Source organism: Pseudomonas sp. MS646 (assembly GCF_036693845.1).
GTDB classification, from domain to species: domain Bacteria; phylum Pseudomonadota; class Gammaproteobacteria; order Pseudomonadales; family Pseudomonadaceae; genus Aquipseudomonas; species Aquipseudomonas chlororaphis_E.
The window spans coordinates 251,102-265,650 of sequence record NZ_CP144763.1 but is presented as its reverse complement, the minus strand read 5'-3'; the positions used below and the strand labels follow the sequence as shown (position 1 = coordinate 265,650).

At 64.7% G+C, this 14,549-nt stretch carries 10 protein-coding genes; 5 read left to right on the top strand and 5 right to left on the bottom strand.

What is annotated here, in order from left to right; all coding sequences use genetic code 11:
• Positions 1–7 precede the first annotated feature (7 nt).
• Entirely contained in the window at positions 8–2,287 is a 2,280-nt protein-coding gene (ptsP, locus tag V3H56_RS01085) for a phosphoenolpyruvate--protein phosphotransferase (protein WP_042732692.1), read from the top strand.
• Positions 2,288–2,524: 237 nt separating this feature from the next.
• On the opposite strand, the gene V3H56_RS01080 is transcribed toward ptsP, so the two are convergent.
• A complete protein-coding gene (locus tag V3H56_RS01080; RefSeq protein WP_338474110.1) occupies positions 2,525–3,277 on the bottom strand; it encodes an NRDE family protein in 753 nt (250 codons plus the stop codon).
• Positions 3,278–3,540: 263 nt separating this feature from the next.
• Here V3H56_RS01080 and V3H56_RS01075 point away from each other — a divergent pair, with 263 nt between their 5' ends.
• The 3 genes from V3H56_RS01075 (at position 3,541) to V3H56_RS01065 (ending at position 6,223) form a co-directional block, all read left to right on the top strand.
• The gene (locus tag V3H56_RS01075; protein ID WP_042730292.1) at positions 3,541–4,323 is read left to right on the top strand and encodes a sulfite exporter TauE/SafE family protein; all 783 of its coding nucleotides are present in this window, start codon (positions 3,541–3,543) and stop codon (positions 4,321–4,323) included.
• A 68-nt stretch (positions 4,324–4,391) separates the two neighbouring features.
• Positions 4,392–5,201: a prolipoprotein diacylglyceryl transferase gene (gene lgt, locus V3H56_RS01070; RefSeq protein ID WP_042730278.1), complete on the top strand. Its 810-nt coding sequence runs from the start codon at positions 4,392–4,394 to the stop codon at positions 5,199–5,201.
• Between the two features lie 50 nt (positions 5,202–5,251).
• Positions 5,252–6,223 carry a thymidylate synthase gene (locus V3H56_RS01065; protein ID WP_042730279.1) on the top strand — a complete coding sequence of 324 codons (972 nt, stop codon included), beginning with the start codon at positions 5,252–5,254 and terminating at the stop codon, positions 6,221–6,223.
• 143 nt (positions 6,224–6,366) lie between these two features.
• Here V3H56_RS01065 and cadR read toward each other — a convergent pair whose 3' ends face one another.
• The gene (gene cadR / locus V3H56_RS01060; protein WP_042730280.1) at positions 6,367–6,813 is read right to left on the bottom strand and encodes a Cd(II)/Pb(II)-responsive transcriptional regulator; all 447 of its coding nucleotides are present in this window, start codon (positions 6,811–6,813) and stop codon (positions 6,367–6,369) included.
• An 86-nt stretch (positions 6,814–6,899) separates the two neighbouring features.
• Between cadR and V3H56_RS01055 the strand changes: the two genes are divergently transcribed.
• Complete coding sequence (locus V3H56_RS01055) at positions 6,900–9,119, top strand: heavy metal translocating P-type ATPase (RefSeq protein WP_338474109.1); 2,220 nt, start codon at positions 6,900–6,902, stop codon at positions 9,117–9,119.
• Positions 9,120–9,307: 188 nt separating this feature from the next.
• On the opposite strand, the gene V3H56_RS01050 is transcribed toward V3H56_RS01055, so the two are convergent.
• Genes V3H56_RS01050 through V3H56_RS01040 form a run of 3 tightly spaced genes read right to left on the bottom strand, consistent with a single transcriptional unit; the run spans position 9,308 to position 14,516 of the window.
• Complete coding sequence (locus V3H56_RS01050) at positions 9,308–12,355, bottom strand: efflux RND transporter permease subunit (protein WP_042730282.1); 3,048 nt, start codon at positions 12,353–12,355, stop codon at positions 9,308–9,310.
• Positions 12,352–13,416 carry an efflux RND transporter periplasmic adaptor subunit gene (locus V3H56_RS01045; RefSeq protein WP_042730283.1) on the bottom strand — a complete coding sequence of 355 codons (1,065 nt, stop codon included), beginning with the start codon at positions 13,414–13,416 and terminating at the stop codon, positions 12,352–12,354. Before V3H56_RS01045 ends, V3H56_RS01050 begins: the two co-directional genes overlap by 4 nt.
• Positions 13,413–14,516, bottom strand: coding sequence for an efflux RND transporter periplasmic adaptor subunit (locus V3H56_RS01040; protein WP_042730284.1), 1,104 nt, complete (start codon positions 14,514–14,516; stop codon positions 13,413–13,415). The genes V3H56_RS01045 and V3H56_RS01040 overlap by 4 nt, the downstream gene beginning before the upstream one ends.
• Between the last annotated feature and the right edge of the window lie 33 nt (positions 14,517–14,549).

Genomic DNA, 14,549 nt, shown 5'->3' with positions numbered 1-14,549 from the left:
CCGAGCCATGCTCAATACGCTGCGCAAGATCGTCCAGGAAGTTAACTCCGCCAAGGATCTCAAGGCGGCGTTGGGGATTATTGTATTGCGCGTCAAAGAGGCCATGGGCAGCCAGGTCTGCTCGGTCTACCTGCTGGACCCCGAGACCAACCGTTTCGTGCTGATGGCCACCGAGGGCTTGAACAAGCGCTCGATCGGCAAGGTCAGCATGGCGCCCAATGAAGGTCTGGTCGGCCTGGTCGGCACGCGCGAAGAACCCCTGAACCTCGAGAACGCCGCGGACCACCCGCGCTACCGCTACTTCGCCGAAACCGGCGAAGAGCGTTACGCCTCGTTCCTCGGCGCACCGATCATTCACCACCGCCGCGTCGTCGGCGTGCTGGTCATCCAGCAAAAGGAGCGCCGCCAGTTCGACGAAGGTGAAGAAGCCTTCCTCGTGACGATGAGCGCGCAACTGGCCGGGGTCATCGCCCACGCCGAGGCCACCGGCTCGATCAGCGGCCTGGGTCGCCAGGGCAAGGGCATCCAGGAAGCCAAGTTCGTCGGCGTGCCGGGTTCACCGGGAGCGGCCGTGGGTACCGCGGTGGTCATGCTGCCGCCGGCCGACCTCGACGTGGTGCCGGACAAGACCATCACCGACATCGACGCCGAGCTGGGGCTGTTCAAGACCGCCATCGAAGGCGTGCGCGCCGACATGCGCGCGCTCTCGGCCAAACTGGCGACGCAACTGCGCCCCGAAGAGCGTGCGCTGTTCGACGTTTATCTGATGATGCTCGACGACGCCTCCCTGGGCAGCGAGGTGACCACGGTCATCAAGACCGGCCAGTGGGCCCAGGGCGCGTTGCGCCAGGTGGTGACCGACCACGTCAACCGTTTCGAACTGATGGACGACGCCTACCTGCGCGAGCGCGCCTCCGACGTCAAGGACCTCGGCCGCCGGCTGCTGGCCTACCTGCAGCAGGAACGCCAGCAGACCCTGGTCTACCCCGACAACACCATCCTGGTCAGCGAGGAGCTGACCCCGGCCATGCTCGGCGAAGTGCCCGAAGGCAAGCTGGCGGGGCTGGTGTCGGTGCTGGGTTCGGGCAACTCCCACGTGGCGATCCTGGCCCGGGCCATGGGCATCCCGACGGTGATGGGCCTGGTGGACCTGCCGTACTCCAAGGTCGACGGCATCCAGATGATCGTCGACGGCTACCACGGCGAGGTCTACACCAACCCCAGCGACGTGCTGCGCAAGCAGTTCGCCGATGTGGTGGAAGAAGAAAAGCAACTGGCCCTGGGCCTGGATGCGCTGCGGGACCTGCCTTGCGTGACGCTGGACGGCCATCGCATGCCGCTGTGGGTCAACACCGGCCTGCTGGCCGACGTGGCCCGGGCGCAGAAGCGCGGCGCCGAGGGCGTCGGCCTGTACCGCACCGAAGTGCCGTTCATGATCAACCAGCGCTTCCCCAGCGAGAAGGAACAGCTGGCGATCTACCGCGAACAACTGGCCGCCTTCCACCCGCAACCGGTGACCATGCGCAGCCTGGACATTGGCGGCGACAAATCCCTGTCTTACTTCCCGATCAAGGAAGACAACCCGTTCCTCGGCTGGCGCGGCATCCGCGTGACCCTCGACCACCCGGAAATCTTCCTGGTCCAGGCACGCGCCATGCTCAAGGCCAGCGAAGGCCTGAACAACCTGCGCATCCTGTTGCCGATGATCTCCGGCACCCACGAGCTGGAAGAAGCCCTGCACCTGATTCACCGGGCCTGGGGCGAAGTACGCGACGAAGGCACCGACGTACCGATGCCGCCGGTGGGCGTGATGATCGAGATCCCGGCAGCGGTGTACCAGACCAAGGAACTGGCGCGCCAGGTGGACTTCCTGTCGGTGGGCTCCAACGACCTGACGCAATACCTGCTGGCCGTGGACCGCAACAACCCACGGGTGGCCGACCTGTACGACTATCTGCACCCCGCCGTGCTGCAAGCGTTGCAGACCGTGGTGCGCGACGCCCATGCCGAAGGCAAGCCGGTGAGCATCTGCGGCGAAATGGCCGGCGACCCGGCAGCCGCCGTCCTGTTGATGGCGATGGGTTTTGACAGCCTGTCGATGAACGCCACCAACTTGCCGAAAGTGAAGTGGATGCTGCGCCAGATCAACCTCAGCAAGGCCCAGGAACTGCTGGCGGAAGTCATGACCATCGACAACCCGCAAGTGATCCACAGCTCCCTGCAACTGGCGCTGAAGAACCTCGGGTTGGCGCGGATGATCAATCCGGCTTCGAACAAGACGCTCTAGGTTCTGTTTGAAAGTCTTGAGACGAAGTGAGGCGGTTTTTAACGCAGCATCACCGAGTATCAAGGCTTTTCGGGCAGAGCCTAGTCGCCGCATCTGTGGCGAGGGAGCTTGCTCCCGCTCGGCTGCGAAGCAGTCGCAAGCTCCCCCTGACACTGTTCTTATCGATATCCCCGCAATCGGGAGTGCCTTGCACTCCAGCGGGAGCAAGCTCCCTCGCCACGGGTTGACGCTACCCCTTCAGGCTCGCACCTCCACCTCCACCTCCCCCAAATGCCCCCCATGGGGCCCGAAGCTGCGTTCGACCAGGTGCCGTGTCCCATCGGCATGGACGATCAACGCCGTGCTCGCTCGCGTCCCGTAGGCGGGGCTGGCAATGAAGACACTCGACAACAGCCGCTCGGTCGCCAGGCCCACGCCGGTGTCCGGCAAATCGGCCACCGGGGCCGGCTCCGGGTCGTTGAGCAGTGCCAGCAAGGCCTGGGGATGCGGGTCATCCAGCACCTCGGCGAGCGCGGCCCGGGCCTTGAGAAGCTTGGGCCAGGGCGTGTTCAGCCCGGCGTTCGACACCCCGTAAAGGCCCTCCGCCAGGCGTTGCGGACGGGCGTCGCGAGCATTGAAGTGCCAGAGCTCAGCACCGTCGCCAAGCAACAGGTTGAACCCGCCATACTCGCCGGCACGGGGCACGACTTCACTGAAATAATCGGCAATCGACAGGCTCCCGCCCAAAAAGCGCGCCACCAGCTCACCCCGCGACTTGAAGGCCGGGCCCTGGCCCGGGTCGCGGATGTTGGTCAGGGCGGCGAAGCGACCGTCGGCGCCGATGCCCAGCCAGGTGCCACCGGCCTCCAGATCACGGCCGGCATGGACATGGGGTGCATCCGGCCACTGGGCCAGGGGCAAGGTCGGCCGGGCGTAGAATTCATCGCGGTTGGCCGCCACGATCAACGGCCAAGCGTGGCCAGGTCGCCAGGCAAATACGATCAGGCACATCAGGTAGTCCCCAGCCAGTTAGACGGATTTAGCGAAGACCCGTGGCGAGGGAGCTTGCTCCCGCTGGAGGGCGCAGCACTCCCCTGCGATTTTTGGGCTACTGCGTAGCCCAGCGGGAGCAAGCTCCCTCGCCACAAAAGCGATCGGTGTTCGAACCCACTCTACCCACACATCGCCCTCGCATCCATCGCCTTCAGTGGAGCCCGGGGCCATGGATCCGTTACCATGCCGCTCTTGTTTCGGGGATGGCTGGGGAGACGCTGGTGGAATTTGTGCTCTATCTGCTGCTCGGCGCCTGCGCCGGTGTGCTGGCCGGGCTGTTCGGCGTGGGCGGCGGGATGATCATCGTTCCCGTCCTGGTGTTCAGTTTCACCTTGCAGGGTTTCGACCCGCAGGTCCTGACGCACCTGGCCGTGGGCACCTCCCTGGCGTCGATCATCTTCACCTCGGTCAATGCCGTGCGCGAGCACCAGCGCAAAGGCGCGGTGCGCTGGCCGATCTTCGCCTGGATGACCGTCGGGATCCTGGTCGGGGCTGGCGTCGGAGCGGTCACCGCCGAGGCGATTTCCGGCCCGAACCTGCAAAAGATCATCGGCGTGTTCGCCATGGTCGTCGCGCTGCAACTGGCCCTGGACTTCAAGCCCAAGGCCAGCCGCACGGTGCCGGGCAAGGCCGGGCTGACCCTGGCCGGCACGGTGATCGGCTGGGCGTCGGCGATTTTCGGCATCGGCGGCGGTTCGCTGACCGTACCGTTCCTGACCTGGCGCAGCGTGCCGATGCAGCAGGCGGTGGCGACGTCATCGGCCTGTGGCCTGCCGATTGCCCTGGCCAGTGCTTTAAGTTTCATGATTTTGGGCTGGCACGATCCGCTGCTCCCAGCCCATAGTCTCGGTTTTGTGTATTTGCCGGCGTTGTTGGGCATCGCCCTGACCAGCATGGTCTTCGCCCGCTTCGGCGCGCGACTGGCCCATCGCCTGTCGCCGCGCTTGCTCAAACGGCTGTTCGCCGCTTTGCTGTTCTGCGTGGGCGCAAGTTTCCTGCTCTGACGCAATCCTGGCTTAATCCCGAGGTGGCAGCGTCGCCCGGGTATTTTTGACGTTTACGAGGAATATCAATGCTGCCTTACCCGCAGATCGATCCGGTGGCCCTGGCCATCGGCCCGCTGAAAATCCACTGGTACGGCCTGATGTACCTGGTCGGCATCGGCGGCGCCTGGCTGTTGGCGTCGCGCCGGCTCAACCGCTTCGACCCGACCTGGAACAAGGAAAAACTCTCCGACCTGGTGTTCTGGCTGTCCATGGGGGTGATTGTCGGCGGGCGCCTGGGCTACGTGCTGTTCTACGACCTGAGCGCCTACCTGGCCAACCCGACGCTGATCTTCGAGGTCTGGAAGGGCGGCATGTCGTTCCACGGTGGCTTCATCGGCGTGATGCTCGCGGCGGTGTGGTTCGGCAAGCGCAACAACAAGTCGTTTTTCGAGCTGATGGACTTCGTCGCGCCGATGGTGCCGATCGGCCTGGGCGCCGGGCGCATCGGCAACTTCATCAACGCCGAATTGTGGGGCAAGCCGACCGACGTGCCGTGGGCGATGGTCTTCCCGCCGTTCAGCGACCCGGCGCAGTTGCCGCGCCACCCGTCGCAGTTGTACCAGTTCGCCCTCGAAGGCGTGGCGCTGTTCCTGATTCTCTGGCTGTTCTCGCGCAAGCCGCGGCCAACCATGGCCGTGTCGGGCATGTTCGCGCTGTTCTACGGGATCTTCCGCTTCATCGTCGAGTTCGTCCGTGTACCGGACGCCCAGCTCGGCTACCTGGCGTGGAACTGGCTGACCATGGGCCAGGTGCTGTGCCTGCCGATGATCGTCGGTGGCCTGGTGCTGATCTGGCTGGCTTATCATCGTGCGCCGGCTGCGGCGGCCAAGGCTTAAAAAATTCGAACCCCGGGGCCCGGCCTCGGGTTCAAGGACACAGGTAACCCATGAAGCAATATCTCGATCTGGTGGCCCACGTCATCAAGAACGGCACCAAGCAAGCCAACCGCACGGGCGTGAACACCATCAGTTTCCCCGGTGCGATGCTGCGCTATGACCTCAAGGACGGTTTCCCGGCCATCACCACTCGCAAGATGGCGTTCAAGTCGGCCATCGGCGAGATGTGCGGGTTCCTGCGCGGCGTCAACAATGCTGCCGAATTCCGGGCGTTGGGCTGCAAGGTCTGGGACCAGAACGCCAATGAAAACGCCCAATGGCTGGCCAACCCATTCCGCCAGGGCGAAGACGACCTGGGCGAGATCTATGGCGTGCAATGGCGCAAGTGGCCGGCCTACAAGCAGATCCCGGTGACCAACCGGGCGGCCATCGAGCAGACCCTGGCCCAGGGCTACCGGCAGATCGCCGAAGGCGAAGAGAACGGCCAGGCCTACGTGGTGCTGTACAAAGCCATCGACCAGGTCCGCCAGTGCGTCGACACCATCATCAAGGACCCGGGCAGCCGGCGCATTCTGTTCCACGGCTGGAACTGCGCCCAGCTCGATGAGATGGCCCTGCCGCCGTGCCATCTGCTCTATCAGTTCCACCCGAATGTCGAGACCAAGGAAATCTCCCTGACCCTCTACATCCGCTCCAACGACCTGGGGCTGGGCACGCCGTTCAACCTCACCGAGGGCGCCGCGCTGCTGAGCCTGATCGGCCGCCTGACCGGCTATACCCCGCGTTGGTTCACCTATTTCATCGGCGACGCGCACGTCTACGAAAACCACCTGGACATGCTCAACGAACAGCTCACCCGCGAGCCGTTCCCGATGCCGAGGCTGGTGATTTCCGAGCGCGTGCCGGAGTTCGCCAAGACCGGCGTGTACCAGCCGGAGTGGCTGGAGCTCGTGGAGCCGGGCGACTTCAGCCTCGAAGGCTACCAGCACCATGCGCCGATGACCGCGCCGATGGCGGTCTGACTCCCCACGCATCTCCCTGTGGGAGCGAGCTTGCTCGCGATGAGGCCATTACATTCAACATCGATGTTGACTGATTGGCCGCTATCGCGAGCAAGCTCGCTCCCACAAGATGTTTTCTGTGTATTCGAGACGGGTGACAGGCTTCAATGCCCATGACTGCGCCCCACATGCGAAGGCTCCGTCTCCGGCACCACCGCTCCGCTGACCTCCAGCCGCTGCAAAATCCCACATTGCTCCAGGTCCGGCCCTTCGCCACAGCGATGGCGCAGGTCGATCAGTTGCGCCTGCAAGGCCAGCAGGCCATCGATGCGCGCCTTGACGTGGTGGATGTGCTCATCGATCAGGGCATTGACGCTTTCGCATTGGTCCTGGGGGCTGTCGCGCAGGGTCAGTAGGCTACGGATTTCCTCCAGGGTCATGTCCAGGGTGCGGCAGTTGCGGATGAACGTCAGCCGCTCGGCATGGGCCTGGGTGTAGACGCGGTAGTTGCCGTCGCTGCGGGCCGGCTCCGGCAACAGGCCTTCGCGCTCGTAGTAGCGGATGGTTTCGACCTGGCAGTCGGTGATTTTCGCCAGTTCGCCGATCTTCATGGCGGTGTCTCCCAAATAGGTGCTTGACCCTATAGTGGCTACAGGGTCTTTACTGTGCAACAGGCACTTTTCATGGACGTCACCCGATGAGCGATTCCCTTCACATCCACAAGCCCAACCATGGCCATGACCACGGGCATTCCTGCTGCGCCTCGAAAGCGGCACCGTCGGTGGTCAACCTCGGCCACGCACCGACAGACGGCGCACGGCTGAGCAGCTTTCGCATCGAGGCGATGGACTGCCCCACCGAACAGACGCTGATCCAGAACAAGCTCGGCAAGCTTGAAGGCGTGCAGCAGCTGGAATTCAACCTGATCAACCGCGTGCTGGGCGTCACCCATGACTTGCCCGACGACGCACCGATCATCCGCGCGATCCAGTCCCTGGGCATGCAGGCCGAGCCGCTGACACCGGGTCAGGAGAAACCTGCCAACCCACAACCCGCCCCCGCCAAGCCCTGGTGGCCGCTGGCGTTGTCCGGCGTCACGGCCCTGGGCGCCGAGGTGATCCATTTCACCAATGCCGCACCCACCTGGGTGGTGGCCGTGGTGGCGCTGGTGTCGATCCTCAGCGGCGGCCTTGGCACCTACAAAAAAGGCTGGATCGCCCTGAAGAACCGCAACCTGAACATCAACGCGCTGATGAGCATCGCCGTGACCGGCGCCGTGCTGATCGGCCAATGGCCGGAAGCGGCAATGGTGATGTTCCTGTTCACCGTGGCTGAACTGATCGAGGCCAAATCCCTGGACCGGGCACGCAATGCCATCAGCGGCCTGATGCAGATGGCCCCGGAACAGGCCACCGTGCAACAGCCCGACGGTAGCTGGCAGGTGCAGGAGGTCAAGGCCATCGCCCTGGGCGCGCGGGTCCGGGTTCGCCCCGGCGAGCGCGTCGCCCTGGACGGAAACGTGGTAGCCGGGCGCTCGACCATCGACCAGGCACCGATCACCGGCGAAAGCCTGCCGGTGGAGAAAACCGTCGGCGACAAGGTGTTTGCCGGCACCATTAACCAGGCCGGCGAGCTGGAGTACACCGTCACCGCCGCGGCGGACCAGTCCACCCTGGCGCGCATTATCCACGCCGTGGAACAGGCCCAGGGTTCGCGGGCACCCACTCAGCGTTTCGTCGATCAATTTTCAACCTATTACACCCCGGTGGTATTCGCCCTGGCCCTCGCCGTGGCCGTCATGCCGCCGCTGTTCATGGGCGCGGCGTGGTTCGACTGGATCTACCGGGCGCTGGTGCTGCTGGTGGTGGCGTGCCCTTGTGCGCTGGTGATCTCCACGCCGGTGACCATCGTCAGCGGCCTGGCGGCAGCGGCGCGCCGAGGCATCCTGGTCAAGGGCGGTGTGTACCTGGAGGGTGGCTACAAACTCGACTACCTGGCCTTGGACAAGACCGGCACGATTACCCACGGCAAACCGGTGCAGACCGACTGCGTGGTGCTGGACCCCACCGTGGAAACCACCGCCCCGGCCTTGGCCGCGAGCCTGGCCGCCCGTTCCGACCACCCGGTGTCGCGCGCCATCGCCGAGGCGGCGACGGACAAGCAACGGGCGGCGCAGCCTGTGGATAACTTCCAAGCCCTGGCGGGACGAGGGGTGCGTGGCGACATCGACGGCCAGACCTACCACCTGGGCAATCATCGCCTGGTGGAAGACCTGGGCCTGTGCTCACCGGCGCTGGAGGAGCAACTCTTCGCCCTGGAAAAACAAGGCAAGTCGGTGGTGCTGTTGCTCGATGCCAAGGGGCCCCTGGCGCTGTTCGCCGTGGCCGACACCGTGAAGGAGTCCAGCCGCGAAGCCATCCGGCAATTGCATGAGCTGGGCATCAAGACCCTGATGCTCACCGGCGACAACGTTCACACCGCAGAAGCGATTGCGACCCAGGTGGGCATGGACCAGGCCCGGGGCGACCTGTTGCCGAACGACAAGCTGCAAGCCATCGAAGCGCTGTACGCCAAGGGGCACCGGGTGGGCATGGTGGGTGACGGCATCAACGACGCGCCGGCCCTGGCTCGCGCGGAAATCGGCTTCGCCATGGCAGCGGCCGGGACCGACACGGCCATCGAAACCGCCGACGTCGCCTTGATGGACGACGACCTGCGCAAGATCCCGGCCTTCATCCGCCTGTCGCGGCAAACCTCCAACATCCTGAAACAGAACATCGCCCTGGCGCTGGTCATCAAGGCGATCTTCCTCGGCGTGACCTTCGCCGGCCTCGCCACCATGTGGATGGCGGTGTTCGCCGACATGGGGGTGAGCTTGCTGGTGGTGTTCAATGGGTTGCGGTTGTTGCGTAAGTAAAGGTCACGGTTGGCTGGGTGGACGCCTTCGCGGGTAAACCCGCTCCCACAGGGGACGCGGGCGGATGCAGAATCTGTATTCACACCACCGCCTTTGTGGGAGCGGGTTTACCCGCGAAGGCGTCGGTACAGTCAGTACCCATTTATCAGACCCGCCCTCCCTCGCCACAGGGGCCGAGAACAGCCCCTTCAATCGCGCTTGGGCTCGCGGATCTTGTACCAGGCCACATACAGCGCCGGCAGGAACAACAGCGTTAGCAGCGTGGCGATGATGATCCCGCCGATCATCGCGTAAGCCATCGGCCCCCAGAACACTTCGCGGGCAATCGGGATCATCCCCAGGCTGGCGGCAGCGGCCGTGAGCAGGATCGGCCGGCGCCGGTGCTCGGTGGCCTCCACCACCGCATCCCAGGGCTCGTAGCCGTCGCGCTCATACTCATCGATCTGGGTCACCAGGATCACCGAGTTGCGGATGATGATGCCGATCAGCGCCAGGATCCCCAGGATCGCCACGAAGCCCATGGGCGTACCCGTCGGCACCAGCGCCAGGACCACGCCGATCAGGCCCAGGGGCGCCACGCTCGCCACCAGGAACAGCTTCTGCACGCTGTGCAGCTGGATCATCAGGAAAGTCGCCATCAGGAACAGCATCAGCGGCACGACACTGGCAATCGGCCCCTGGGCCTTGCTGCTTTCCTCCACCGTACCGCCCGTGGCGACCTTGTAGCCCGCCGGCAAGCCGGCGGCGAACTTGTCGATGTCCGGTTGCAGTTGCTTGACCAGGTCAGTGGGCTGGATTTCGTCGCGCACCGCGGCCTTGATGGTGATGGTCGGCTTGCGGTCGCGCCGCCACACCAGTGGCTGCTCCAGCTCATAGCGCACGGTGGCGAACGCCAACAGCGGGATCGAGGCGCCGCCGGGGGTGACAATCTGCAGGTTCTGCAAGGTTTCCGGCGAACCGCGTTCGGCGTCGACGGCACGCCCCACCACATCGATCAGGTAGATATCGTCGTCGACCTGGGTCACGGGCGAGCCACTGACGATGCTGTTCATCAGCCGGGCGACGTCATCGGAGGACAAGCCGAGTTGCCGCGCCTTGTCCTGGGCAATGTCAATGCGCAGCACCTTGCCCGGCTCGTTCCAGTCGTAAATGATCTCTCCGATGTGCGAGTTCTTGTCCAGTTCGGTGGCCAGTTCGATGGCATGCTTGCGCACCTGGTCGATGTCCTTGCCGCTGACCCGGTACTGGATCGGCCGGCCCACCGGCGGGCCCATTTCCAGGGCTTGCACGTAGCTGCCGATGCCGACGAAGTCCTCGCGCAAGCGCTTTTGCAGGCGCTCGGTGAGGGCCGTGCGCGACTCCAGGCCCTTGCTGACGATCACCAGCTGCGCGTAGTACGGGTTCTGCAACTGCTGGTCCAGGGGCAGGTAGAAGCGAATCGCGCCTTCGCCGATGTAGGTGCTCCAGCGCTCGATATCCGGGTCGCCCTTGAGGCTCGCTTCCAGGCGATCGACCGCCCGGCGCGTCTCGTCCATCGAGGCATTTTGCGGCAGGTTCAGGTCCACCAGGATTTCCGGCCGGTCCGAGGACGGGAAGAACTGGTTCTGCACGAAGCGCATGCAAAACACCGCCAGCACGAACAGCAGCACCGTAATGCCGATGGCCCACCAGCGATTGCGCATCGCCCACAACAGGCCACCGTTGAACGCCCGGCCGATCCGGCCCGGCTCGGCGCTGTGGGGCTTCACGTTGGTGCTCAGGATGTGCACGCCGATCACCGGGGCGAACAGTACCGCGACGATCCAGGACACCAGCATCGCCACGGCGATGACCGCGAACAGGGTGAAGGTGTACTCGCCGGCGGAGCTGGCGTTCAGGCCGATGGGCACGAAACCGGCCACGGTCACCAGGGTCCCGGTGAGCATCGGGAACGCGGTGGAGGTATAGGCGAAGGTGGCGGCCTGGTCCTTGCTGTCGCCTTTCTCCAGACGCGTGACCATCATCTCCACGGTGATCATGGCGTCGTCCACCAGCAGCCCCAGGGCGATGATCAACGCCCCGAGGGAGATCCGCTGCATGGTAATGCCGCTGTACTCCATGAAGAGGAAGACCATCGCCAGCACCAGCGGGATCGAGCAGGCCACCACCAGCCCGGCGCGTATGCCCAGGCTGATGAAACTGACCACCAGCACGATGATCACCGCCTCGAACAACGCGCTGGTGAAGCCGCCGACGGCCTCCTCCACCACTTCGGCCTGGTCCGACACAGTGTGCACGCCGACGCCGACCGGCAGGTCGGCCGTCAGTTCGTTCATGCGCGCATGCAGGGCCTTGCCGAATGCCTGGATATTGCCGCCCTTCTTCATGGCGATGGCCAGGCCGATGGCTGGCGTGCCGTTGAAGCGGAACATCGGCGTGGCCGGGTCGACGTAGCCGCGACTGATGTCGGCGATGTCAGCCAGGCGGTAGAACCGGTCGTTGAGCCGCAGATTGACGTTGGCCAGGTCTTTTTCCGACTGGAACTGCCCCGACGTGCGCACGGAAATCCGCTCGGGACCGGCGTCGATCACCCCGGCGGGCGTCACCGCGTTCTGCGATTGCAGGCTCTGCACCACCTGGCGCTGGTCGATGCCCAGTGCGGCGAGTTTGCGCGTGGAGAAGTTCAGGTACAGCACTTCGTCCTGTTCGCCGATCATCTCCACCTTGCCCAGGCCTGGCACGTCGCGGATTTCGGCACGGACCTGCTCCACGTAGTCGCGCAACTGGCGCATCGACAAGCCGTCGCCGGTGAAGGCATACACCGAACCGTACACGTCACCGAACTCGTCGTTGAACCCCGGGCCTTGCAGGCCTTCGGGGAAGTCGCCACGAATGTCGTTGATCTTCTTGCGCACCTGGTACCAGATCTCGGGAATGTCCTTGGCACTGGTGGTATCGCGCAGGTACACGAACACCGTCGATTCCCCCGGACGGGTGTAGCTCTTGACGTAGTCGAGGGAGTCGAGCTCTTCGAGTTTCTTCTCGATGCGGTCGGTGACCTGCTTGAGGGTTTCTTCCTGGGTCGCACCGGGCCAACGGGTCTGGATGACCATGGTCTTGATGGTGAACGAAGGGTCTTCTTCGCGCCCCAGGTTAAGGTAGGAAAACACCCCCATCAGCAACGCGACGAACATCAGGTACCAGACGAACGACTGATGCCGCAGGGCCCATTCGGATAAGTTGAAAGGCCCTTTCATCGTGCGTCCTCGTCGAGTTTCACTTTCTGCCCCGGCTTGAGGCTGTTCACGCCGGCGCTGACCACGCGGTCGCCCGGCTTGATGCCATTGGCGACCAGCACCGAGTCCGCCGAACGCTCGATGATCCGCACGTCGCGAGGCGAGACCGTTTGGTTCTGCGGGTCGATCAGCCAGATCCGGGCCTTGCCATCGACCTCTTGCAGCGCACTGAGGGGCAGCTCGATCCGCGGTTCAATGGCCGAACTCAGGGTGACGCTGATGGCCGTGCCCAGGCGAAAGCCCGGCGGCGTCTCGGCCAGCGTCAGTCGCGCGCGACGCGTGCGCGTTGCACTCTGGGCCTGGGGTTCGATCTCGCGGACGGTGGCGGTGGTGCGGGTGGCCGGATCCAGCTGCGCGGCAACTTCGAATACGACGCCGGCGGGCAGCCGGTCGACCAAGTCGGCCGGCAGGTCGATCACCGCTTCCTTGATGTCCGGGCGAGCCAGGGTCACCACTTGCTGGCCGGCGGTGACCACCTGCCCGGCTTCGGCATTCCAGGCCGTGACCACCGCATCGTGATCGGTGTGCAGCTCGCTGTAGTTGAGTTGATCACGGGCCTGTTGCACCGCTGCCTTGGCCTGTTCTAGCGAGGCCCCGGTGGTCTTCAGGTCGGTCTGGGCGATGTCCAGTTGCGCCTGGGCACCGACGCCACGGTCGAACAATTGCTGCTGGCGGCGGGCATTGGCCTGGGCATTGATGTACTGCGCCTCGATCCGCGCCAAGTCGCCCTGGGCGGCAAGCAACTGGTTCTGCTGGTCGGTGGGGTCGAGGGTGGCGAGCAGGTCGCCCTTCTTCACTTCGGCGCCGACATCAACATTGCGCCTGGCGATTCGCCCGGGCACGCGGAAACCCACGTTGGTCTCGTAGCGCGCCTGGATGTTCCCGGCAAAGCGTCCGAGAGCCTGTTGGTCCAGGGCCTGCACTTCAACGGACAGCACCGGGCGTACCGGCTCGGGCGGGGCTTCTTCCTTCGAACAGGCGACCAGCAGCAGCGTCATCAGGAGCGTCCATGGACCTTTCATGGCTGGGCTCCTGTCGGGGGTTTCGCGGCGGTGTTTTCAGCGATCTCGACGCGAACGCCGGGGTGCAGCAACTGCCCGCCGGCAGTGACGACGTTCTCGCCGCCCTTGAGCCCGTCGCTGATGATGACCTTGCCGGTCAGGTAACGACCGACGGTGACCGAATGCAGTTGCGCCTTGCCCTCGCCGTCCACCAGCCACACGGCCGGCTCGCTGAGGTTCTTGGTCAACGCCGACCAGGGCAGCTCGACGGCGGTCTGGCCCGCGGATTTGGCCGTGGCGCTGACCACCGACCCCAGGCGCATGCCTTCGGGCAGGTCATCGAGGGTGACCTTGACCTGCACCGTGCCGGTCTGGGCGGACACTGCCGGAGTGATTTCACGCACCTTGCCCGTGGTCTGGACGGCCGGGTTGTCCAGCAGGCTGATGACAATCGCCGGATCCGAGGGTGGTTCACGCAACAGCGATTCGTAGATGTTGAACACCGCGTCGCGCGCGCCGTCCTGGGCCAGGCTGAAAATCGGCTCGGTGGCCTGCACCACCTGCCCCACCTCGGCCTGGCGCGCCGTGATGATGCCCGGCGCCTCGGCGACCAGCGCGGTGTAGCTCAACTGTTCGCGGGCATTGGCCAACTGGGCCTGGGCCGCGGTCAAGGCACTCTGGCTGCTGCGCAACTGCGCCTGGGCCGCGTCGTATTCGCTCTGGCTGGTGTAGCCCTTGGGCAAGAGTTTCTGCTGGCGCACGAACGCTGCCGCACTCTGCTTGACCCGCGCCTGCTCGGCGGCCACCTGGGCCTCGGCGGAGTCAACGTTGGTCTGCAAGTCCCGCGGATCGAGGCGGGCGAGCACTTGTCGTGCCGAAACCCGGTCGCCGACATCCACCTTGCGCTCGATGATCTTGCCACCCACGCGAAACGAAAGGTCGGTCTGCACCCGCGCCTGGACATCACCGGTCAGCGTCACCGAGGCCGCATATTCGCTGGGCACGACCTGCTGCACGAAGACCCGTGGCAAGGCTTTTTCAACAGGTTTTTCATCACCGCATCCCGCCAACAACGCACACAAGGCCAAGCCAACAACCCGTTTGATTCGAGGACCAGCCATGCAGACTCCTTGCATTGCACGAACGTGCCAGTG

Excerpts from the sequence above, each read along its gene's own strand:
- ptsP (WP_042732692.1), top strand. The coding sequence starts at position 8 with ATGCTCAATACGCTGCGCAAGATCGTCCAGGAAGTTAACTCCGCCAAG.
- V3H56_RS01080 (WP_338474110.1), bottom strand. The coding sequence starts at position 3,277 with ATGTGCCTGATCGTATTTGCCTGGCGACCTGGCCACGCTTGGCCGTTG.
- lgt (WP_042730278.1), top strand. The coding sequence starts at position 4,392 with ATGCTGCCTTACCCGCAGATCGATCCGGTGGCCCTGGCCATCGGCCCG.
- V3H56_RS01065 (WP_042730279.1), top strand. The coding sequence starts at position 5,252 with ATGAAGCAATATCTCGATCTGGTGGCCCACGTCATCAAGAACGGCACC.
- cadR (WP_042730280.1), bottom strand. The coding sequence starts at position 6,813 with ATGAAGATCGGCGAACTGGCGAAAATCACCGACTGCCAGGTCGAAACC.
- V3H56_RS01055 (WP_338474109.1), top strand. The coding sequence starts at position 6,900 with ATGAGCGATTCCCTTCACATCCACAAGCCCAACCATGGCCATGACCAC.
- V3H56_RS01050 (WP_042730282.1), bottom strand. The coding sequence starts at position 12,355 with ATGAAAGGGCCTTTCAACTTATCCGAATGGGCCCTGCGGCATCAGTCG.
- V3H56_RS01045 (WP_042730283.1), bottom strand. The coding sequence starts at position 13,416 with ATGAAAGGTCCATGGACGCTCCTGATGACGCTGCTGCTGGTCGCCTGT.
- V3H56_RS01040 (WP_042730284.1), bottom strand. The coding sequence starts at position 14,516 with ATGGCTGGTCCTCGAATCAAACGGGTTGTTGGCTTGGCCTTGTGTGCG.